18 protein-coding genes are annotated in these 21,759 nt (G+C 55.7%); all 18 read left to right on the plus strand.

All coding sequences use genetic code 11. The annotated features are described in order from the left end of the window. Positions 1-333: 333 nt before the first annotated feature. The 18 genes from mraZ to secA all read left to right on the plus strand — a co-directional run bounded on the left by mraZ (position 334) and on the right by secA (position 21,712). A complete protein-coding gene (mraZ, locus tag ACG0Z5_RS02850; RefSeq protein ID WP_394445235.1) occupies positions 334-792 on the plus strand; it encodes a division/cell wall cluster transcriptional repressor MraZ in 459 nt (152 codons plus the stop codon). Between the two features lies 1 nt (position 793). Beyond that, positions 794-1,735, plus strand: coding sequence for a 16S rRNA (cytosine(1402)-N(4))-methyltransferase RsmH (rsmH, locus tag ACG0Z5_RS02855; protein ID WP_394445236.1), 942 nt, complete (start codon positions 794-796; stop codon positions 1,733-1,735). Next, positions 1,732-2,097 (plus strand): cell division protein FtsL, encoded by a 366-nt coding sequence (gene ftsL / locus ACG0Z5_RS02860; RefSeq protein ID WP_110510760.1) that lies wholly within the window; start codon positions 1,732-1,734, stop codon positions 2,095-2,097. Before rsmH ends, ftsL begins: the two co-directional genes overlap by 4 nt. 15 nt (positions 2,098-2,112) lie before the next feature. Next, on the plus strand, positions 2,113-3,879 hold the full coding sequence (locus ACG0Z5_RS02865) for a peptidoglycan glycosyltransferase FtsI (RefSeq protein ID WP_394445237.1): 1,767 nt from the start codon (positions 2,113-2,115) through the stop codon (positions 3,877-3,879). Beyond that, positions 3,866-5,353 carry a UDP-N-acetylmuramoyl-L-alanyl-D-glutamate--2,6-diaminopimelate ligase gene (murE, locus tag ACG0Z5_RS02870; protein WP_394445238.1) on the plus strand — a complete coding sequence of 496 codons (1,488 nt, stop codon included), beginning with the start codon at positions 3,866-3,868 and terminating at the stop codon, positions 5,351-5,353. Before ACG0Z5_RS02865 ends, murE begins: the two co-directional genes overlap by 14 nt. After that, a complete protein-coding gene (gene murF / locus ACG0Z5_RS02875; protein WP_394445239.1) occupies positions 5,350-6,708 on the plus strand; it encodes a UDP-N-acetylmuramoyl-tripeptide--D-alanyl-D-alanine ligase in 1,359 nt (452 codons plus the stop codon). Before murE ends, murF begins: the two co-directional genes overlap by 4 nt. Then, entirely contained in the window at positions 6,702-7,784 is a 1,083-nt protein-coding gene (mraY, locus tag ACG0Z5_RS02880) for a phospho-N-acetylmuramoyl-pentapeptide-transferase (protein ID WP_319628185.1), read from the plus strand. The genes murF and mraY overlap by 7 nt, the downstream gene beginning before the upstream one ends. Before the next feature lie 2 nt (positions 7,785-7,786). Beyond that, positions 7,787-9,103 (plus strand): UDP-N-acetylmuramoyl-L-alanine--D-glutamate ligase, encoded by a 1,317-nt coding sequence (gene murD / locus ACG0Z5_RS02885; protein WP_394445323.1) that lies wholly within the window; start codon positions 7,787-7,789, stop codon positions 9,101-9,103. Continuing rightward, complete coding sequence (gene ftsW / locus ACG0Z5_RS02890; protein WP_319628184.1) at positions 9,103-10,347, plus strand: cell division protein FtsW; 1,245 nt, start codon at positions 9,103-9,105, stop codon at positions 10,345-10,347. The genes murD and ftsW overlap by 1 nt, the downstream gene beginning before the upstream one ends. Further along, positions 10,344-11,411: an undecaprenyldiphospho-muramoylpentapeptide beta-N-acetylglucosaminyltransferase gene (murG, locus tag ACG0Z5_RS02895; protein ID WP_394445240.1), complete on the plus strand. Its 1,068-nt coding sequence runs from the start codon at positions 10,344-10,346 to the stop codon at positions 11,409-11,411. Before ftsW ends, murG begins: the two co-directional genes overlap by 4 nt. A gap of 58 nt (positions 11,412-11,469) precedes the next feature. Then, the gene (gene murC, locus ACG0Z5_RS02900) at positions 11,470-12,945 is read left to right on the plus strand and encodes a UDP-N-acetylmuramate--L-alanine ligase (protein ID WP_319628182.1); all 1,476 of its coding nucleotides are present in this window, start codon (positions 11,470-11,472) and stop codon (positions 12,943-12,945) included. Further along, a complete protein-coding gene (locus tag ACG0Z5_RS02905; protein ID WP_394445241.1) occupies positions 12,938-13,858 on the plus strand; it encodes a D-alanine--D-alanine ligase in 921 nt (306 codons plus the stop codon). Before murC ends, ACG0Z5_RS02905 begins: the two co-directional genes overlap by 8 nt. A gap of 1 nt (position 13,859) precedes the next feature. Next, positions 13,860-14,696 carry a cell division protein FtsQ gene (gene ftsQ, locus ACG0Z5_RS02910; protein WP_394445242.1) on the plus strand — a complete coding sequence of 279 codons (837 nt, stop codon included), beginning with the start codon at positions 13,860-13,862 and terminating at the stop codon, positions 14,694-14,696. Beyond that, entirely contained in the window at positions 14,693-15,949 is a 1,257-nt protein-coding gene (gene ftsA / locus ACG0Z5_RS02915) for a cell division protein FtsA (protein WP_097162871.1), read from the plus strand. The genes ftsQ and ftsA overlap by 4 nt, the downstream gene beginning before the upstream one ends. 62 nt (positions 15,950-16,011) lie before the next feature. Then, a complete protein-coding gene (gene ftsZ, locus ACG0Z5_RS02920; RefSeq protein WP_319628179.1) occupies positions 16,012-17,163 on the plus strand; it encodes a cell division protein FtsZ in 1,152 nt (383 codons plus the stop codon). Between the two features lie 100 nt (positions 17,164-17,263). Continuing rightward, a complete protein-coding gene (gene lpxC / locus ACG0Z5_RS02925; RefSeq protein ID WP_394445244.1) occupies positions 17,264-18,181 on the plus strand; it encodes a UDP-3-O-acyl-N-acetylglucosamine deacetylase in 918 nt (305 codons plus the stop codon). A 262-nt stretch (positions 18,182-18,443) separates the two neighbouring features. Then, positions 18,444-18,947 (plus strand): secA translation cis-regulator SecM, encoded by a 504-nt coding sequence (gene secM, locus ACG0Z5_RS02930; protein WP_394445245.1) that lies wholly within the window; start codon positions 18,444-18,446, stop codon positions 18,945-18,947. 59 nt (positions 18,948-19,006) lie between these two features. Beyond that, positions 19,007-21,712 (plus strand): preprotein translocase subunit SecA, encoded by a 2,706-nt coding sequence (secA, locus tag ACG0Z5_RS02935; protein ID WP_394445324.1) that lies wholly within the window; start codon positions 19,007-19,009, stop codon positions 21,710-21,712. The last annotated feature ends 47 nt before the right edge of the window (positions 21,713-21,759 follow it).

A 21,759-nucleotide genomic window follows, 5' to 3' on the forward strand; every position in this document is an offset into this window, starting at 1 on the left:
GGTAGAAACAGTTCCCGCAAGGGCTATCAACGCGGATAAGAATGTCCTAAAATGCCGCGCACGTCGCAAACTGACACTTTATATTTTCACCTTTGTGAAATTGAGTTGTTCAAAATCGTTACGAACCTGTTGGTTTTTTTCTTACCACTATTCATGACGTTATTTTGCCTCGTTCGCTGGACAGAAATTAATCAGAGCGAATATTGGTGCTTATTATTGAGTTTTCGGACTCCTATAGCACCAGTGCTGGCTTGACAAGCTTTTCCTCCGCTCCGTAAACTCCTTCAGGTGGGGATTTGTGGGTGAAAGTGGAGAAAAAGGGGTGAGGCTGGCATGTTCCGTGGAGCTACGTTAGTCAATCTCGACAGCAAAGGGCGCTTGGCCGTCCCAACCCGATACCGGGATTTGCTGCTTGAGAACGCTACTGGTCAATTGGTTTGCACCATTGACATCCATCACCCATGCCTGCTGCTTTATCCGCTGCCCGAATGGGAAATCATCGAGCAAAAATTATCGCGACTGTCGAGCATGAATCCCGCAGAGCGCCGCGTACAGCGTCTGTTGCTGGGACATGCCAGCGAATGTCAAATGGACAACGCCGGTCGTTTGCTGATTGCGCCGGTTTTACGGCAACACGCCGGACTGACCAAAGAAGTGATGCTGGTCGGACAGTTCAACAAGTTTGAGCTGTGGGATGAAACGACCTGGTATCAACGGGTCAAGGAAGATATCGACGCTGAGCAGTCCGCCTTCGGAGAGTTGTCGGAGCGGTTGCAGGACTTGTCATTATAAAATGATGGAAAATTTTAAACATACAACGGTACTGCTGGACGAGGCTGTAAACGGCCTGAATATTCGCCCTGACGGTATCTACATTGACGGCACTTTTGGTCGCGGTGGCCACTCACGCCTGATCCTTTCTCAACTGGGTGCGCAAGGGCAGCTGATCGCTATCGACCGCGATCCAGAAGCTATCGCTGTGGCGAACGCCATTGATGACCCCCGCTTTTCCATTGTGCATGGACCTTTTTCTGCGCTGGCTGACTACGTCGCCGAGCGCAATCTGATTGGCAAGATCGACGGCATTCTGCTCGATCTTGGTGTCTCTTCACCACAGCTTGATGATGCTGAACGCGGCTTCTCCTTCATGCGTGACGGACCGCTGGATATGCGTATGGACCCCACGCGCGGCCAGTCTGCAGCCCAGTGGCTGCTGAACGCAGAAGAAGCTGATATCGCCTGGGTGATTAAAACCTTTGGCGAAGAGCGGTTCGGCAAGCGCATTGCGCGCGCCATCGTTGAGCGCAACCGCATTGAACCGATGACCCGCACCAAAGAACTGGCGGAAGTCATCGCGGCGGCCATGCCGGTGAAAGACAAATTCAAACATCCTGCGACCCGTACTTTCCAGGCGGTGCGCATCTGGGTGAACAGTGAACTTGAGGAGATAGAGCAGGCGCTAAAAAGCTCGCTCGACGTGCTGGCCCCGGGTGGGCGGCTCTCCATCATCAGTTTTCACTCGCTGGAAGATCGTATTGTGAAACGCTTTATGCGTGAGCAAAGTCGCGGTCCGCAGGTTCCGGCAGGAATTCCGATGACTGAAGAGCAACTCAGGAAACTGGGTGGCCGTCATCTGCGAGCACTAGGCAAGTTGATGCCGGGCGAACAAGAAGTGGCAGAGAATCCACGCGCTCGTAGTTCAGTGCTGCGTATTGCAGAGAGGACGAACGCATGATCAGCAGAGTGTCAGAAGCCCTAAGCAAAGTTAAAGGGTCGTTAGGAAGCAACGAGCGCCATGCCTTGCCTGGCGTGATCGGCGACGATCTTTTGCGGTTTGGGAAGCTGCCACTCTGCCTGTTCATTTGCATTATTTTGTCGGCAATAACGGTAGTGACCACGGCGCACCATACGCGTCTGTTAACCGCCCAACGTGAACAATTGGTTCTGGAACGCGATGCGCTCGATATTGAGTGGCGCAACCTGATCCTCGAAGAGAATGCCCTCGGCGACCATAGCCGGGTTGAGCGGATCGCGACGGAGAAGCTGCAGATGCAGCATGTCGATCCTTCCCAGGAAAACATCGTTGTACAGAAATAAGGATTATCACGACGCATGAAAGCAGCGGCAAAGACGCTTAAACCAAAACGTCCGGAAGTACAGGCCAACTTTATCAGTTGGCGTTTTGCGTTGCTTTGCGGTTGCATTTTGCTGGCGATGACTTTCCTGCTGGGCCGCGTGGCCTGGCTACAGATTATTAACCCCGACATGCTGGTGCGTCAGGGTGATATGCGTTCCCTGCGTGTACAGGAAGTGACGACCTCACGCGGGATGATTACCGACCGTTCCGGTCGTCCGCTTGCCGTGAGTGTGCCGGTGAAGGCTATCTGGGCTGACCCGAAAGAACTGCATGATGCAGGCGGGGTTAGCATCGACAACCGCTGGAAAGCCTTAGCCGACGCCCTGAACATGCCCCTCGATCAGCTGGCGTCGCGCATCAATTCCAATCCGCGGATGCGCTTTATCTATCTGGCTCGTCAGGTCAATCCTGACATGGCCGACTACATCAAAAAGCTCAAGCTGCCGGGGATCCATCTACGGGAAGAATCCCGTCGTTACTATCCTTCGGGGGAAGTGACTGCTCACCTTATCGGTTTCACCAACGTTGACAGCCAGGGGATCGAAGGCGTTGAAAAGAGCTTTGATAAATGGCTCACCGGTCAACCGGGCGAACGTATCGTGCGTAAAGACCGCTACGGCCGCGTCATTGAAGATATCTCATCAACCGACAGCCAGGCCGCGCATAACCTGGCGTTGAGTATTGACGAACGCCTACAGGCGCTGGTTTACCGTGAGCTGAACAACGCCGTGGCGTTTAACAAAGCGGAATCCGGTAGCGCGGTGCTGGTGGATGTCAGCACTGGAGAAGTGTTGGCGATGGCTAACAGCCCCTCCTACAACCCGAACAACCTGACGGGTACGCAGAAAGACATTATGCGTAACCGCACCATTACGGACGTGTTCGAACCGGGCTCCACCGTAAAACCCATGGTGGTGATGACCGCGCTACAGCGCGGGATCGTCAATGAAAGCACCGTGCTGAACACTATTCCATACCGAATTAACGGCCACGAGATCAAAGACGTGGCGCGCTACAGCGAATTGACCCTGACCGGGGTACTACAGAAGTCGAGTAACGTCGGTGTTTCCAAACTGGCGTTAGCGATGCCGTCCTCAGCGTTAGTAGATACTTACTCTCGTTTTGGACTGGGAAAAGCGACCAATTTGGGGTTGGTCGGAGAACGCAGTGGCTTATATCCTCAAAAACAACGGTGGTCTGACATAGAGAGGGCCACCTTCTCTTTCGGCTATGGGCTAATGGTAACGCCGTTACAGTTAGCGCGAGTCTACGCCACGATTGGCAGCTATGGGGTCTATCGCCCGCTGTCGATCACCAAAGTTGATCCTCCGGTTCCCGGTGAGCGCATCTTCCCGGAACCTATCGTTCGTACCGTGGTGCACATGATGGAAAGCGTGGCGCTGCCCGGCGGCGGCGGCGTGAAAGCGGCCATCAAAGGTTATCGCATCGCGATTAAAACCGGTACGGCGAAGAAAGTGGGTCCAGACGGGAAGTACATCAACAAATACATTGCTTACACCGCGGGCGTTGCGCCAGCCAGCCAGCCGCGTTTTGCGCTGGTGGTGGTCATTAACGATCCGCAGGCAGGTAAATATTACGGCGGCGCCGTTTCCGCGCCGGTGTTCGGTGCCATCATGGGCGGCGTTCTGCGCACCATGAACATCGAACCGGATGCGCTGGCAACGGGCGATAAAAGTGAATTTGTGACGAATCAAGGCGAGGGAACAGGTGGCAGATCGTAATTTGCGCGACCTTCTTGCTCCGTGGGTGCCAGGCGCACCGGAGCGGGCACTGCGAGAGATGACACTCGACAGCCGTGTGGCGGCGTCGGGAGATCTCTTCGTGGCTGTTTTAGGTCATCAGGCGGACGGGCGTCGGTATATCCCGCAGGCGATAGCGCAAGGTGTAGCTGCCATTATTGCGGAAGCAAAAGATGAAGCCGCAGATGGCGAAATCCGCGAAATGCACGGCGTGCCGGTCATTTATCTCAGCCAACTTAATGAACGTTTGTCCGCACTGGCCGGGCGTTTCTATCACCAGCCCTCTGAACAACTGAGCCTGGTCGGCGTGACCGGAACCAACGGCAAAACCACCACCACCCAGCTTCTGGCGCAATGGGCACAGCTGCTCGGCGAAACCAGCGCGGTGATGGGCACGGTAGGTAATGGCCTGCTGGGGAAAGTCATTCCAACGGAAAATACCACCGGTTCTGCGGTTGACGTTCAGCACGTGCTGTCCGGTCTGGCAGAGCAGGGGGCGTCGTTTGCGGCAATGGAAGTCTCTTCACACGGGCTGGTTCAGCATCGTGTGGCGGCGCTGAAATTTGTTGCCTCGGTGTTCACCAATCTCAGCCGCGATCATCTCGACTATCACGGCGACATGGAACACTACGAAGCCGCGAAATGGATGCTCTATTCCACCCACCATTTTGGTCAGGCGATTATCAACGCCGATGACGAAGTGGGCCGTCGCTGGCTGGCAAAACTGCCAGACGCGGTGGCGGTGTCGATGGAAGATCACATCAATCCAAACTGTCATGGTCGCTGGTTGAAAGCGACGGCGGTGCGTTACCACGACAGCGGGGCGACGATTGTGTTTGACTCCAGCTGGGGTCAGGGCGAAATCGAAAGCCGTCTGATGGGCGCATTTAACGTCAGCAACCTGCTGCTGGCGCTGGCAACACTGCTGGCGCTGGGCTATCCGCTGGCGGATTTACTGAAAACCGCGGCGCGTTTACAGCCGGTTTGCGGACGAATGGAAGTGTTCACCGCGCCGGGTAAACCCACGGTGGTTGTGGATTATGCCCACACGCCGGACGCGCTGGAAAAAGCGCTGGAAGCGGCGCGTCTGCACTGCGCTGGCAAGCTGTGGTGCGTCTTTGGCTGCGGGGGCGATCGCGACAAAGGCAAACGTCCTCTGATGGGGGCCATTGCCGAGCAGTTCGCCGATATCGCCGTGGTCACCGATGACAATCCGCGTACCGAAGAGCCGCGCGCCATCATCGACGATATTCTTGCCGGTATGCTCGATGCAGGTCATGCGAAAGTGATGGAAGGCCGCGCCGAAGCGGTGACTGCTGCCATCATGCAGGCCAAAGAGAACGACGTTGTGCTGCTGGCCGGTAAGGGCCACGAAGATTATCAAATCGTCGGCAATCGCCGCCTCGACTATTCCGACCGCGTGACCGCGGCGCGTCTGCTGGGAGTTGTCGCATGATTAGCCTGACGCTGAGCCGCATCGCTGACATTCTGAACGGCGAACTGCTGGGGCAAGACGCCACCGTTGATGACGTCACGACGGATACCCGTAAAGTGACGCCGGGCTGCCTGTTTGTGGCCCTGAAAGGGGAGCGTTTCGACGCCCACGATTTTGCCGGGCAGGCCCAGGCTGCTGGCGCGGGTGCGCTGCTGGTGAGTCGTAAACTTGACTGTGATTTACCGCAGGTGGTGGTGAAAGACACCCGCCTGGCGTTTGGCGAGCTCGCGGCCTGGGTGCGCCAACAGGTGCCGACCCGCGTGGTGGCGCTAACCGGTTCTTCCGGCAAGACCTCCGTCAAAGAGATGGCGGCCTCTATTCTCAGCCAGTGCGGCAACACGCTGTACACCGCCGGGAATCTGAACAATGACATCGGCGTGCCGATGACCCTGCTGCGTTTGACCAAAGAACATCAGTACGCGGTGATTGAATTAGGTGCCAACCATCAGGGCGAAATTGCCTGGACCGTCAGCCTGACGCGTCCGGAAGCGGCTCTGGTGAACAATCTGGCCGCCGCTCATCTGGAAGGGTTTGGCTCGCTGGCGGGCGTGGCGAAAGCCAAAGGTGAGATTTTCACCGGGCTGCCGCTCGACGGTATTGCCATCCTCAACGCCGACAATAACGATTGGCTGAACTGGCAGAACGTCATTGGCTCACGCAAAGTGTGGCGCTTCTCGCCCAACGCGGCGAACAGCGACTTCACGGCCAATAACATTCACGTTACCAGCCATGGCACAGAGTTTACGCTGCAAACGCCTGTCGGCAGCGTCGACGTGCTGCTGCCGTTGCCGGGCCGTCACAATATCGCCAATGCGCTGGCTGCGGCGGCGTTGACCATGGCGGTCGGTGCCGATTTAGATGCAGTAAAAGCGGGGCTTGCCACGCTGAAAGCCGTGCCTGGTCGCCTGTTCCCGATCCCATTGGGCGAAAATCAGCTGCTGCTGGATGACTCCTATAACGCCAACGTCGGTTCAATGACCGCCGCCGCGCAGGTGTTGTCTGAAATGCCAGGCTACCGCGTGCTGGTGGTGGGCGATATGGCCGAACTCGGCGCAGAAAGCGAGGCGTGCCATCGCCAGGTCGGTGAAGCGGCGAAAGCGGCCGGTATCGACTGTGTGATTAGCGTGGGTTCGCTCAGTAAAACGATAAGTGATGCCAGCGGTGTGGGTGAACATTTTACCGATAAGCCTGTGGCGATTTCCCGCCTGAAAGCGCTGATCGCAGAACATCAGATTATTACCCTTTTAGTGAAAGGTTCACGTAGCGCTGCCATGGAAGAGGTGGTTTGCGCTCTACAGGAGAACGGTACATGTTAGTTTGGCTGGCCGAACATTTGGTCAAATATTATTCCGGCTTTAACGTCTTTTCCTATCTGACGTTTCGCGCCATCGTCAGCCTGCTGACCGCGCTGTTCATCTCGTTGTGGATGGGCCCGCGGATGATTGCTCGCCTGCAAAAAATGTCATTTGGTCAGGTCGTGCGTAACGATGGCCCTGAGTCGCATTTCAGTAAGCGCGGGACGCCAACGATGGGCGGGATCATGATCCTGACCGCCATTGTGGTGTCTGTTCTGCTGTGGGCTTATCCGTCTAACCCGTACGTCTGGTGCGTGCTGGTAGTACTGGTCGGTTACGGCATCATCGGTTTTGTCGACGATTACCGTAAAGTGGTGCGCAAAGATACCAAAGGCCTGATTGCTCGCTGGAAATATTTCTGGATGTCGGTGATTGCGCTCGGCGTGGCCTTCGCGCTGTACATGGCTGGGAAAGATACGCCGGCGACTGAGCTGGTGGTGCCGTTCTTTAAAGACGTGATGCCGCAGCTTGGCATTTTCTACATTCTGCTGGCCTATTTCGTGATTGTCGGCACCGGGAATGCGGTGAACCTGACGGACGGCCTCGACGGTCTGGCTATTATGCCAACGGTGTTTGTAGCGGCGGGCTTTGCGCTGGTGGCGTGGGCGACCGGTAACATGAACTTCGCCAATTATCTTCATATCCCTTACCTGCGTCATGCGGGCGAACTGGTGATTGTCTGCACCGCCATCGTCGGCGCAGGGTTAGGCTTCCTGTGGTTTAACACCTACCCGGCTCAGGTCTTCATGGGCGATGTCGGGTCGCTGGCTCTCGGGGGGGCGCTCGGCATTATCGCCGTGCTGCTGCGTCAGGAGTTCCTGCTGGTTATCATGGGCGGTGTATTTGTGGTGGAAACTCTGTCAGTTATCTTGCAGGTCGGATCGTTCAAGCTGCGCGGTCAGCGCATCTTCCGAATGGCACCTATCCACCACCACTATGAACTGAAAGGCTGGCCGGAGCCGCGCGTTATCGTGCGCTTTTGGATTATCTCGCTGATGCTGGTGCTGATTGGCCTGGCAACGCTGAAGGTACGTTAATGATGGCTGATTACCAGGATAAAAACGTTGTCATCATCGGTCTGGGAATGACCGGGCTGTCCTGCGTCGATTTCTTCCTCGCGCAGGGCGTTACGCCGCGGGTGATGGATACGCGCCAAACGCCACCGGGGCTGGATAAGCTGCCGGAAGAGGTTGAACGTTTTGTCGGTGGCCTGAATGACGAGTGGCTGCTGGCGGCGGATTTAATTGTCGCCAGTCCTGGTATTGCCCTGGCGCACCCTTCGCTCGCTGCCGCCGCGGATGCTGGCGTAGAGATTGTTGGTGATATCGAACTGTTTTGCCGTGAAGCGCAGGCACCCGTCATCGCGATCACCGGTTCAAACGGCAAAAGTACCGTTACTACGCTGGTCGGTGAAATGGCGAAAGCCGCGGGAATTAACGTCGGTGTGGGCGGCAATATCGGCCTGCCTGCATTGATGCTGCTGGACGTATCGCGTGAGCTGTATGTGCTCGAACTCTCCAGCTTCCAGCTCGAAACGACGACCAGCCTCGAAGCGGTCGCCGCTACGGTGCTGAACGTCACTGAAGATCACATGGACCGCTATCCGTTTGGCCTGCAGCAGTATCGTGCCGCCAAACTGCGCGTCTATGAGCAGGCCAAAACCTGCGTGGTAAACGCCGATGATGCGCTGACCATGCCGGTTCGCGGTGCCGATGCGCGCTGCATTAGCTTTGGCGTTAACATGGGTGACTATCACCTCAACCGTCAGCAGGGCGAAACCTGGCTGCGGGTGAAGGGCGAGAAAGTCCTTAACGTGCGTGAGATGAAGCTGACGGGTCAACATAACTACAGCAATGCGCTGGCGGCGCTGGCACTGGCGGATGCCGCCGGTATTCCGCGTGCCAGCAGCCTGAAAGCGCTGACCACCTTTGGTGGCCTGGCGCACCGTTTCCAGCTGGCATTGGAGCATAACGGGGTGCGCTGGATTAACGATTCGAAAGCCACCAACGTCGGGAGCACCGAAGCGGCACTGAACGGTCTGCGCGTCGATGGCACGCTGCATCTGCTGCTGGGTGGCGACGGAAAATCGGCTGACTTCACGCCGTTGAAGACCTGGCTCAAAGGCGACAACGTGCGCCTGTGGTGCTTTGGTCGCGATGGCGATGCTCTCGCGGCGCTGCGTCCTGACGTGGCGACCCGAACGGAAACGATGGAAGACGCGATGCGTCTGATTGCGCCTCAACTGCAACAGGGTGACATGGTGCTGCTTTCACCGGCGTGTGCCAGCCTGGATCAGTTTAAGAATTTTGAACAGCGCGGGGATGTATTTACCCGTCTGGCGAAGGAGCTCGGTTAATGCGTTTATCTCTCCCTCGCCTGAGAATGCCTCATATGCCGGGATCGGGTGTCCTGGTGTGGTTGTTTGCGGCATTAAAAGGTTGGGTGATGGGCTCCCGGCAGAAAGATACCGACAGCCTGGTCATGTACGATCGCACCCTGCTGTGGCTTACGCTCGGCCTGGCGGCAATCGGTTTTATTATGGTGACCTCGGCGTCAATGCCGGTGGGTCAGCGTCTGGCGAACGATCCGTTCCTGTTCGCCAAGCGTGACGGGCTGTACATCATTCTGGCGTTCTGTTTAGGCCTGGTGACGCTGCGTTTACCGATGGCGTTCTGGCAGCGACATAGCACCGCGATGCTGATCATGTCTATTGTGATGCTGCTGATTGTACTGGTTGTGGGGAGCTCGGTTAACGGGGCATCGCGCTGGATTGCCTTCGGCCCACTGCGTATTCAGCCGGCGGAATTTACCAAGCTGTCGTTGTTCTGTTACATCGCTAACTACCTGGTGCGTAAGGGCGATGAAGTCCGAAATAACCTGCGTGGCTTCTTAAAGCCGATGGGCGTGATATTCGTGCTGGCGATTTTACTGCTGGCGCAGCCTGACCTCGGGACGGTGGTGGTACTGTTCGTCACCACTCTGGCGATGCTGTTCCTCGCCGGGGCCAAGCTTTGGCAGTTCATTGCCATTATCGGCATGGGGATTTCAGCCGTTGTCCTGCTGATCCTCGCCGAACCGTACCGTATCCGCCGCGTGACCTCCTTCTGGAACCCGTGGGAAGACCCGTTCGGCAGCGGCTACCAGCTGACCCAATCACTGATGGCGTTTGGTCGCGGAGAAATGTGGGGGCAGGGCCTCGGCAACTCGGTACAGAAACTGGAGTATTTGCCGGAAGCGCACACTGACTTCATCTTCGCCATCATCGGTGAGGAGTTAGGCTATATCGGTGTGGTACTGGCACTTTTAATGGTATTCTTCGTCGCTTTCCGCGCCATGTCCATTGGCCGCAAGGCGCTGGAGATGGACCAGCGTTTCGCGGGTTTCCTGGCCTGTTCGATTGGCGTGTGGTTCAGTTTCCAGGCGTTGGTTAACGTTGGTGCCGCAGCCGGTATGCTGCCGACCAAAGGTCTGACGCTGCCGCTCATCAGTTACGGTGGTTCCAGTCTGATAATTATGTCGACAGCGATAATGTTCCTGTTACGTATTGATTATGAAACGCGTCTGGAAAAAGCGCAGGCGTTTACACGGGGTGTCCGATGAGTGGTCAGGCTAAGCGGTTGATGGTGATGGCGGGCGGTACCGGCGGACACGTGTTCCCGGGACTGGCCGTTGCACACCATCTGATGGAGCAGGGCTGGCAGGTTCGCTGGCTCGGTACCGCCGATCGTATGGAAGCGGACTTAGTACCGAAGCATGGGATCGACATTGATTTTATTCAGATCTCCGGGCTGCGTGGAAAAGGCCTCAAGGCCATGCTTTTTGCGCCGATACGTATCTTCAACGCGTGGCGTCAGGCGCGCGCGATTATGCAGCGTTTTCAGCCAGATGTGGTGCTGGGAATGGGCGGGTATGTCTCGGGTCCTGGTGGACTGGCGGCATGGTCGCTGGGTATTCCAGTGGTGCTGCATGAGCAGAACGGCATTGCCGGGCTGACCAATAAATGGCTGGCGAAAATTGCAACCACCGTCATGCAGGCCTTCCCGGGCGCGTTCCCGAAAGCCGAAGTGGTCGGTAACCCGGTGCGTACCGATGTGCTGGCGCTGCCGTTACCGGAACAGCGTCTGAGTGGTCGAGAAGGTGAAATTCGTGTGCTGGTGGTTGGCGGCTCTCAGGGTGCGCGTGTCCTGAACCAGACAATGCCGCAGGTAGCAGCGATTCTGGGCGACAGCGTGACCATTTGGCATCAGAGTGGCAAAGGTGGGCAACAGACCGTTGAGCAAGCGTATACCGCAGCCGGTCAGTCGCAGCACAAGGTCACTGAGTTTATCGACGATATGGCTGCCGCTTACGCGTGGGCGGATGTGGTGGTCTGCCGTTCGGGCGCACTGACGGTGAGCGAAATTGCCGCAGCCGGTCTGCCCGCGATTTTTGTGCCGTTCCAGCATAAAGACCGTCAGCAGTACTGGAATGCGCTGCCGCTGGAAAAAGCCGGTGCCGCGAAGATTTTTGAGCAGCCGCAGTTTAATGCGGATGCCGTTGCCAGCACGCTTGCGGGCTGGGACAGAAAGACATTGCTGGAGATGGCCGGGCGGGCACGTGCCGCCGCCATTCCGGATGCTACCGAGCGGGTAGCAAAAGAAGTGAGCCTGGCCGCAAAGGCTTAATCATCGCAGCGCCTTTTTGCGCTGCACGAATTTTTAAGTAGTCGATGGCGTTTAGAGAATGAATACACAACAACTGGCAAAACTGCGTTCCATTGTGCCCGAGATGCGTCGCGTCCGGCACATCCACTTTGTTGGCATCGGTGGTGCTGGCATGGGCGGTATTGCCGAAGTGTTGGCTAACGAAGGGTATCAGATTAGCGGTTCGGATCTTGCGCCGAATCCGGTGACTCAGCAGCTGACGGCGCTGGGTGCCACGATTTATTTCAACCATCGTCCGGAAAACGTGCGCGATGCGAGCGTGGTTGTTGTTTCCAGCGCGATTTCTGCTGACAACCCGGAGATTGTAGCCGCTCACGAAGCGCGTATCCCGGTTATCCGCCGCGCGGAAATGCTGGCCGAACTGATGCGTTTTCGTCACGGCATCGCCGTTGCCGGTACGCATGGCAAAACGACCACCACCGCGATGGTGTCGAGTATTTATGCTGAGGCAGGTCTGGATCCGACCTTCGTTAACGGTGGGCTGGTGAAAGCGGCGGGTGTCCATGCGCGTCTGGGCCACAGCCGTTACCTGATCGCGGAAGCGGACGAAAGCGATGCGTCGTTCCTGCATTTGCAGCCGATGGTAGCGATTGTGACCAATATCGAAGCCGACCATATGGATACCTACCAGGGTGACTTCGAAAACTTAAAGCAGACGTTCATTAATTTCCTGCACAATCTGCCGTTTTATGGTCGCGCAGTGATGTGCGTTGATGATCCGGTGATTCGTGAGCTGCTGCCACGCGTGGGTCGTCAGATTACGACCTACGGCTTCAGCGACGACGCTGACGTGCGCGTTGAAGACTACAAACAGATTGGCGCACAGGGTCACTTCACGCTGATTCGCCTTGATAACGCGCCGCTGAAAGTGACGCTGAACGCACCGGGCCGTCATAACGCCCTGAACGCCGCGGCGTCCGTCGCGGTTGCGACCGAAGAAGGCATTGACGACGACGCCATTCTGCGTGCGCTGGAAAGCTTCCAGGGCACCGGCCGTCGTTTCGACTTCCTCGGCGAATTCCCGCTGGAAGACGTAAACGGCAAAAGCGGCAGTGCCATGTTGGTCGATGATTATGGTCATCATCCGACGGAAGTGGATGCGACTATCAAAGCGGCACGCGCGGGTTGGCCGGACAAAAATCTGGTCATGCTGTTCCAGCCGCATCGTTACACCCGTACGCGCGATCTGTATGACGATTTTGCCAATGTGCTGACCGAAGTGGATGCGCTGCTGATGCTGGAAGTCTATCCGGCGGGTGAAGCACCTATTCCTGGCGCGGACAGCCGGTCTCTGTGCCGTACCATTCGTGGTCGCGGAAAAGTGGATCCGATCCTGGTGTCCGATCCGGCTAAAGTGGCTGAAATGCTGGCACCGGTGCTGACCGGGAATGATCTGATTTTGATTCAGGGCGCGGGAAATATCGGCAAAATCGCGCGTAACTTAGCTGAAATCAAACTCAAGCCGCAAACTCAGGAGGAAGAGCGCCATGGCTGATAAAATCGCGGTCCTCCTCGGCGGCACCTCCGCAGAGCGTGAAGTCTCCCTCAACTCCGGCGCCGCCGTAGTTGCAGGTCTGCGTGAAGCAGGCATTGATGCTCACGGTGTCGACCCGCGTGATACCGATATTACGCAGCTGAAAAATGACGGTTTTAAGAAAGCGTTTATTGCTCTGCACGGTCGCGGCGGGGAAGATGGCACGCTTCAGGGATTACTTGACCTTATCGGCCTGCCTTACACTGGCAGCGGCGTCATGGCTTCCGCGCTTTCGATGGATAAACTGCGCAGCAAATTACTGTGGCAGGGCGCGGGCTTACCCGTTGCGCCGTGGGTGGCTCTGACCCGCACCCAGTTTGCGCAAGGCCTGTCTCAGGACCAGCAGCAGCGCATTTCCGCACTCGGTTTACCGCTGATTGTTAAGCCGAGCCGCGAAGGGTCGAGCGTCGGAATGTCCAAAGTGACCGAAACTGGCGCACTGCTCGATGCCTTAACCTTGGCTTTTCAGCACGATGAAGAAGTACTGATCGAAAAATGGCTAAGCGGGCCAGAATTTACCGTCGCGGTACTCGGTGAAGAAATTTTACCGTCTGTTCGCATCCAACCGGCCGGAGTCTTCTATGATTATGAGGCGAAGTATCTCTCTGACGAGACGCAGTATTTCTGCCCTGGTTGTGAAGATTCGGCTCGTGAACAAGAAATGCAGTCCCTGGTACTCAAAGCGTGGAATATTCTTGGCTGTTCCGGCTGGGGGCGAATCGATGTCATGCAGGATAGCGATGGTCAGTTATATCTGCTGGAGGCCAATACGTCTCCGGGGATGACCAGCCACAGCCTGGTGCCAATGGCGGCACGTCAGGCCGGCATGAGCTTCTCGCAGTTGGTGGTACGTATTCTGGACCTGGCGGGTTGATATGTCGCAGGCAGCACTGAACACACGGAATCGTGAAGAAGAGGACGAACTCGCGTCTTCACGCAGAAATAATGGAACGCGTCTTGCAGGGATTGTGTTCCTGCTCGCGGTATTATTCACCGTGTTGATGAGCGGCTGGATGGTACTGAACTGGATGGAAGATGCGCAGCGTCTTCCCTTATCCAAACTGGTGGTGACCGGTGAGCGGCACTACACGCGTAACGATGATATTCGCCAGGCTATTCTGGCGCTCGGTCCGCCGGGCACCTTTATGACCCAGGACGTGAATATCATTCAGAGTCAGATTGAACGCCTGCCGTGGATCAAACAGGCAAGCGTCCGAAAGCAGTGGCCGGACGAATTGAAGATTCATCTGGTTGAATATGTGCCGATTGCACGTTGGAATGATCAGCATATGGTGGATACCGACGGCAACGCCTTTAGCGTGCCGACCGATCGCACCAGAAAGCAGAATTTGCCCATGTTGTATGGCCCGGAAGGTAGCGAGAACGAAGTGCTGCAAGGCTATCGCGATATGGGTCAGATGCTGGCGAAAGAGAAGTTTACGTTGAAAGTGGCGGCGATGACCGCACGTCGTTCCTGGCAGCTGACGTTGAATAATGACATCAAGCTGGATTTAGGGCGCGGCGATACGGTCAAACGGCTTGAGCGCTTTTTAGAACTCTATCCTGTTCTTCAGCAGCAGGCGCAGACCGATGGCAAACGGATTAGCTACGTTGATTTGCGTTATGACTCAGGCGCGGCAGTCGGTTGGCAACCCGCGCCCGTAGAGGATACACATCAACAACAAAATCAGGCACAGGCAGAGCAACAATGATCAAAGCGACGGACAGAAAACTGGTAGTAGGACTGGAAATTGGTACCGCGAAGGTAGCCGCTTTGGTAGGGGAAGTTCTGCCCGACGGAATGGTGAATATCATTGGTGTGGGCAGTTGCCCATCCCGGGGTATGGACAAAGGCGGCGTTAACGACCTGGAATCCGTGGTGAAATGCGTACAGCGCGCCATTGACCAGGCGGAACTGATGGCTGATTGCCAGATTTCTTCAGTGTATCTGGCGCTTTCAGGCAAACATATTAGCTGTCAGAATGAAATCGGGATGGTGCCGATTTCTGAAGAAGAAGTGACTCAGGAAGACGTTGAGAACGTAGTGCATACGGCGAAGTCAGTGCGTGTGCGCGATGAACACCGTGTTCTGCACGTGATTCCGCAGGAGTATGCCATTGACTACCAGGAAGGGATTAAAAACCCGGTTGGCCTGTCTGGCGTACGTATGCAGGCGAAAGTGCACCTGATCACCTGCCACAACGATATGGCGAAAAACATTGTTAAAGCCGTAGAGCGTTGTGGTCTGAAAGTGGATCAACTGATTTTCGCGGGCCTGGCATCGAGTTATTCCGTCCTGACGGAAGATGAACGTGAGCTGGGCGTCTGCGTGGTCGACGTCGGCGGTGGTACAATGGATATCGCCGTGTATACCGGCGGCGCGCTGCGTCATACCAAAGTAATCCCGTATGCCGGGAACGTGGTGACCAGCGATATCGCGTACGCCTTCGGGACACCGCCAAGCGATGCCGAAGCGATTAAAGTTCGTCATGGCTGTGCGTTGGGCTCCATCGTTGGTAAAGACGAAAGTGTGGAGGTCCCAAGCGTCGGTGGTCGTCCACCGCGTAGCCTGCAGCGTCAGACGCTGGCAGAGGTTATCGAGCCGCGTTATACCGAGCTGCTCAACCTGGTAAACGAAGAGATTTTGCAATTGCAGGAACAGCTGCGCCAACAAGGTGTCAAACACCACTTGGCCGCAGGTATTGTCCTGACCGGGGGGGCGGCGCAAATTGAAGGTCTGGCGGCCTGCGCTCAACGCGTGTTCCATACGCAGGTGCGCATCGGCGCGCCGCTGAACATCACCGGACTGACGGATTATGCCCAGGAGCCTTACTATTCAACGGCTGTGGGCCTGCTTCACTACGGAAAAGAGTCACATCTGAGTGGTGAAGCGGAAGTGGAAAAACGTGTCGCAGTGAGTTCGTGGATTAAGCGAATCAACACCTGGCTGCGAAAAGAGTTTTAATTTTTTAAGAGAGCGTCGAAAATTAGCGCTCTCAGGCGACAGGCACAAAACGGAGAGAAACTATGTTTGAACCTATGGAACTGACCAACGACGCGGTGATTAAAGTCATCGGCGTCGGTGGTGGCGGTGGTAACGCCGTCGAACACATGGTGCGCGAGCGCATCGAAGGTGTTGAATTCTTCGCAGTGAACACTGACGCTCAGGCGTTGCGTAAAACGGCTGTCGGCCAGACTATCCAGATCGGTAATGGGATTACCAAAGGTCTGGGTGCTGGCGCAAACCCGGAAGTCGGTCGTAATGCGGCAGACGAAGACCGTGAAGCACTGCGTGCAGCCCTTGAAGGCGCTGACATGGTGTTCATCGCAGCGGGTATGGGTGGCGGTACCGGTACGGGTGCAGCACCTGTTGTGGCTGAAGTAGCCAAAGATTTAGGTATTCTGACCGTTGCTGTCGTGACCAAGCCTTTCAACTTTGAAGGCAAGAAGCGTATGGCGTTTGCGGAGCAGGGTATCGCTGAGCTGTCCAAACATGTGGACTCTCTGATTACTATCCCTAACGACAAACTGCTGAAAGTGCTGGGCCGCGGCATCTCTCTGCTCGACGCTTTTGGTGCAGCGAATGACGTGCTGAAGGGCGCAGTTCAGGGTATCGCCGAACTGATTACCCGTCCGGGTCTGATGAACGTCGACTTTGCTGACGTGCGCACCGTGATGTCCGAAATGGGCTACGCGATGATGGGCTCTGGTCTGGCAAGCGGTGAAGACCGTGCGGAAGAAGCGGCTGAAATGGCTATCTCTTCTCCACTGCTGGAAGATATCGACCTGTCCGGCGCACGCGGCGTTCTGGTCAACATCACCGCTGGTTTCGACCTGCGTCTGGATGAGTTCGAAACCGTGGGTAACACCATCCGTGCGTTTGCATCGGATAATGCGACCGTGGTTATCGGTACTTCTCTGGATCCGGATATGAACGACGAGCTGCGTGTGACCGTTGTTGCTACTGGTATCGGTATGGACAAACGTCCAGAAATTACGCTGGTGACCAACAAGCAACAGCAGCAGCCAGTCATGGATCGCTACCAGCAGCACGGCATGGCGCCGCTGTCGCAGGAGCAGAAACCGGCCGCTAAAGTGGTTAACGACAATACGCCGCAAACCGCTAAAGAACCGGATTATTTGGATATCCCTGCATTCCTGCGCAAGCAAGCTGATTAAGAATTAGCTGGAATTTGGGAATCTGCGCTCTTTGTGCTAAACTGGCCTGCCGAATGTATAGTACACTTCGGTTGGATAGGTAATTTGGCGAGATTATACGATGATCAAACAAAGGACTCTTAAACGTATCGTTCAGTCGACTGGCGTCGGTTTACATACCGGCAAAAAGGTCACACTGACGTTACGCCCTGCGCCGGCAAATACCGGGGTCATCTATCGTCGCACCGACTTGAATCCACCGGTTGATTTTCCGGCAGATGCCAAATCTGTGCGTGATACCATGCTCTGTACTTGCCTTGTCAACGAGCATGACGTGCGGATTTCAACGGTAGAGCACCTGAACGCCGCCCTGGCCGGGCTGGGTATCGACAACATCATTGTTGAAGTCGATGCACCAGAAATCCCGATCATGGACGGTAGCGCTGCCCCGTTCGTTTATCTGCTGCTCGACGCAGGCATTGATGAACTGAACTGTGCGAAGAAATTTGTACGCATTAAAGAAACAGTTCGCGTAGAAGACGGCGACAAATGGGCTGAATTCAAGCCGTTCAATGGTTTCTCGTTGGATTTCACCATCGACTTTAACCATCCGGCGATTGATGGCAGCAACCAGCGTTATGCTATGAACTTCTCTGCGGATGCATTCATGCGTCAGATTAGCCGAGCGCGTACTTTTGGTTTCATGCGTGATATCGAATATCTGCAGTCCCGCGGTCTGTGCCTGGGCGGCAGCTTCGATTGTGCCATCGTTGTTGACGATTATCGCGTACTGAACGAAGACGGCCTTCGCTTTGAAGATGAGTTTGTGCGCCACAAAATGCTGGATGCTATCGGTGACCTCTTTATGTGTGGTCACAATATCATCGGTGCATTCACCGCGTACAAATCCGGTCACGCACTGAACAATAAACTGCTGCAAGCGGTCCTGGCAAAACAGGAAGCTTGGGAGTTTGTGACCTTCGAAGACGAAGCTGAACTGCCACTGGCATTCAAATCACCGTCAATGGTTCTGGCATAAGCCTGACCATTCTGTAAATTCGACTGGCAACCTGGTTCTCTCCGTCCAGGGAACCAGTCGTTTTTTCTTTTCAGCCTCCCCCTAAACGCTTCCTGCGCCACCCGTTATCAATTTCATGCCACAAATAGGTGCGATTGCTGCTTTGCTGAGCACTTTTCCGCGCGGTAAACCGTCATTCCTGCTGCTGGCGCGAGCCATTAATGGTACTATCATGACGCTAAATTTTTTGATGGGTTGCCTGGCAATCAAGGTGAAAAGGTAAGTGAACGGTATACTGACGCGTTGGCGACAGTTTGGCAGACGATACTTCTGGCCGCATCTCCTGTTGGGGATGGTCGCGGCAGGGTTCGGCTTGCCTGCGATTGCCACTGCCTCTGAATCTGTTCCACCGACCAAAACCGCCAGCAGCCATAACCCCGCAACGAAGGTTAACTTCACCCATCTGGCATTGCTCGATGGCAACCGTCGCCCTGCGTTTACCGTCGATTACTGGCATCAACACGCCATTCGCACGGTTATTCGTCATCTGTCCTTCGCGATGGCACCCCAGGCGCTGCCGGTCGCAGAAGCGTCTGCGCCGCTTGAAGTTCATCACCTTGCTCTGCTGGATACGCTCAGTGCCCTGCTGATGCGTGAAAGCCAGCCGCCCGCGATCGTTCGCTCGGTGGCATGGGGTGCAGAGCCTGCAGCACATCCTGCCTTTTCAGTCAGTTCCTGGGTAAGCCAGGTACAGGGTATTCGCGCCGGACCTCAACGCCTTAGCTGAAAAAAACAAAACTTCACCTAATGACTAAGACTCCGCATGGCGGGGCGATTGAGATTTTAATTATGCTTAATTTATTAACCAAAGTTTTCGGTAGCCGTAACGACCGTACACTGCGTCGTATGCGCAAAACCGTCGCACAAATCAATGCCATGGAACCGGAGATGGAAAAACTCTCCGATGATGAACTCAAAGCGAAAACTAACGAGTTCCGTGCGCGTCTGGAAAAAGGCGCCACTGTAGAAAGCCTGATCCCGGAAGCGTTTGCCGTGGTACGTGAAGCCAGTAAACGCGTATTTGGGATGCGTCACTTCGACGTGCAGCTGCTCGGCGGCATGGTTCTGAACGACCGCTGCATCGCAGAAATGCGTACCGGTGAAGGTAAAACCCTGACCGCAACGCTGCCAGCCTACGTTAACGCCCTGTCTGGTAAAGGCGTTCATGTGGTTACCGTCAACGACTATCTGGCACAGCGTGACGCCGAAAACAACCGTCCGCTGTTCGAGTTCCTCGGCATGAGCGTGGCCGTGAACATGTCCGGTATGCCAGCGCCCGCTAAGCGTGAAGCCTATGCCGCGGACATCACCTACGGCACCAACAACGAATACGGCTTTGACTACCTGCGCGACAACATGGCGTTCAGCCCGGAAGAGCGTGTCCAGCGTAAACTTCACTATGCGTTGGTGGATGAAGTGGACTCCATCCTTATCGATGAAGCCCGTACGCCGCTTATCATCTCTGGTCCGGCTGAAGACAGCTCCGAGATGTACAAGCAGGTTAACAAAATTATCCCGCATCTGATCCGTCAGGAAAAAGAAGACTCCGACACCTTCCAGGGTGAAGGTCACTTCTCCGTGGATGAGAAAGCACGCCAGGTGAACATCACCGAACGTGGTCTGGTGCTGGTTGAAGAATTGCTGGTGCGTGAAGGCATTATGGAAGAGGGTGAGTCCCTGTACTCACCGACCAACATCATGCTGATGCATCACGTCACCGCCGCGCTGCGTGCCCACGTTCTGTTTACCCGCGACGTGGACTACATCGTTAAAGATGGCGAAGTCATCATCGTTGATGAACACACCGGCCGTACCATGCAGGGACGTCGCTGGTCTGATGGTCTGCATCAGGCGGTGGAAGCTAAAGAAGGCGTCGACATCCAGAACGAGAACCAGACGCTGGCTTCTATCACTTTCCAGAACTACTTCCGTCTGTACGAGAAACTGGCCGGTATGACCGGTACTGCGGATACCGAAGCGTTCGAGTTCAGCTCCATCTACAAACTTGATACCGTGGTGGTGCCGACCAACCGTCCAATGATCCGTAAGGATATGCCGGACCTGGTCTACATGACCGAAGCCGAAAAAATCCAGGCTATCATCGAAGATATCCGCGATCGTACCGCGAAAGGCCAGCCGGTATTGGTAGGGACTATCTCAATCGAGAAATCCGAAGTGGTCTCCCACGAGCTGACAAAAGCCGGTATCAAGCACAACGTACTGAACGCCAAGTTCCACGCCAGTGAAGCGGATATCGTTGCTCAGGCGGGTTATCCGTCTACCGTTACCATCGCTACCAACATGGCGGGTCGTGGTACTGACATCATGCTGGGCGGCAGCTGGCAGGCAGAAGTCGCGCAGCTTGAAAACCCGACCGAAGAGCAAATCGCGAAGATTAAAGCTGACTGGCAGGTTCGTCACGACGCCGTTCTGGCGGCAGGTGGTCTGCATATCGTCGGTACAGAGCGTCACGAATCTCGCCGTATCGATAACCAGCTGCGTGGTCGTTCTGGTCGTCAGGGTGATGCCGGTTCTTCCCGCTTCTACCTGTCGATGGAAGATGCGCTGATGCGTATTTTCGCCTCCGATCGTGTTTCCGGCATGATGCGTAAATTGGGTATGAAACCGGGCGAAGCGATTGAGCACCCGTGGGTGACCAAAGCCATCGCCAACGCGCAGCGTAAGGTGGAAAGCCGTAACTTCGATATTCGTAAGCAGCTGCTGGAATATGATGATGTGGCCAACGATCAGCGTCGCGCGATCTACTCCCAGCGTAACGAACTGCTGGACGTGTCCGACGTGAGCGAAACTATCACCAGCATCCGTGAAGACGTGTTCAAAGCGACTATCGATGCACACATTCCGCCGCAGTCTCTCGAAGAAATGTGGGATATCGAAGGTCTGCAAGAGCGCCTGAAAAATGATTTTGACCTCGACCTGCCAATTAAAGAGTGGCTGGACAAAGAGCCAGAACTGCATGAAGAAACGCTGCGTGAGCGTATTCTGCAGAGCGGCATCGATGTTTATCAGCGTAAAGAAGAAGTAGTGGGCACCGAAATGATGCGCCACTTCGAGAAAGGCGTAATGCTGCAAACGCTGGATTCCCTGTGGAAAGAACACCTGGCCGCGATGGACTACCTGCGCCAGGGCATCCATCTGCGTGGCTATGCGCAGAAAGATCCTAAACAGGAATATAAGCGTGAATCGTTCTCCATGTTTGCCGCGATGCTGGAATCACTGAAATATGAAGTGATCAGCACCCTGTGCAAAGTTCAGGTACGTATGCCTGAAGAAGTCGAGGCCATGGAAGAGCAGCGCCGCGAGGAAGCTGAACGTCTGGCGCAGATGCAGCAACTGAGCCACGCTGACGACGACACCGCCGCCGCAGAATCACTGGCCGCCGAAACCGGCGATCGCAAAGTGGGCCGCAACGATCCGTGCCCATGCGGTTCCGGTAAAAAATATAAGCAGTGCCACGGTCGTATCAGCTAAGCTCTGACAGACACGAAGAACTGCGAAAACAAAGGCGCTGGTGACAG

Origin of the sequence: Scandinavium sp. M-37, from assembly GCF_043558715.1 — a bacterium.
GTDB lineage: Bacteria > Pseudomonadota > Gammaproteobacteria > Enterobacterales > Enterobacteriaceae > Scandinavium > Scandinavium vulneris_A.

What these genes read in the sequence shown, in the direction of transcription:
- ftsL (WP_110510760.1), top strand. Translation starts at nt 1,732, where the DNA reads ATGATCAGCAGAGTGTCAGAAGCCCTAAGCAAAGTTAAAGGGTCGTTA.
- rsmH (WP_394445236.1), top strand. Translation starts at nt 794, where the DNA reads ATGATGGAAAATTTTAAACATACAACGGTACTGCTGGACGAGGCTGTA.
- ACG0Z5_RS02865 (WP_394445237.1), top strand. Translation starts at nt 2,113, where the DNA reads ATGAAAGCAGCGGCAAAGACGCTTAAACCAAAACGTCCGGAAGTACAG.
- ftsZ (WP_319628179.1), top strand. Translation starts at nt 16,012, where the DNA reads ATGTTTGAACCTATGGAACTGACCAACGACGCGGTGATTAAAGTCATC.
- lpxC (WP_394445244.1), top strand. Translation starts at nt 17,264, where the DNA reads ATGATCAAACAAAGGACTCTTAAACGTATCGTTCAGTCGACTGGCGTC.
- ftsW (WP_319628184.1), top strand. Translation starts at nt 9,103, where the DNA reads ATGCGTTTATCTCTCCCTCGCCTGAGAATGCCTCATATGCCGGGATCG.
- ACG0Z5_RS02905 (WP_394445241.1), top strand. Translation starts at nt 12,938, where the DNA reads ATGGCTGATAAAATCGCGGTCCTCCTCGGCGGCACCTCCGCAGAGCGT.
- mraZ (WP_394445235.1), top strand. Translation starts at nt 334, where the DNA reads ATGTTCCGTGGAGCTACGTTAGTCAATCTCGACAGCAAAGGGCGCTTG.
- mraY (WP_319628185.1), top strand. Translation starts at nt 6,702, where the DNA reads ATGTTAGTTTGGCTGGCCGAACATTTGGTCAAATATTATTCCGGCTTT.
- ftsQ (WP_394445242.1), top strand. Translation starts at nt 13,860, where the DNA reads ATGTCGCAGGCAGCACTGAACACACGGAATCGTGAAGAAGAGGACGAA.
- ftsA (WP_097162871.1), top strand. Translation starts at nt 14,693, where the DNA reads ATGATCAAAGCGACGGACAGAAAACTGGTAGTAGGACTGGAAATTGGT.
- murF (WP_394445239.1), top strand. Translation starts at nt 5,350, where the DNA reads ATGATTAGCCTGACGCTGAGCCGCATCGCTGACATTCTGAACGGCGAA.
- murG (WP_394445240.1), top strand. Translation starts at nt 10,344, where the DNA reads ATGAGTGGTCAGGCTAAGCGGTTGATGGTGATGGCGGGCGGTACCGGC.
- murC (WP_319628182.1), top strand. Translation starts at nt 11,470, where the DNA reads ATGAATACACAACAACTGGCAAAACTGCGTTCCATTGTGCCCGAGATG.
- murD (WP_394445323.1), top strand. Translation starts at nt 7,787, where the DNA reads ATGGCTGATTACCAGGATAAAAACGTTGTCATCATCGGTCTGGGAATG.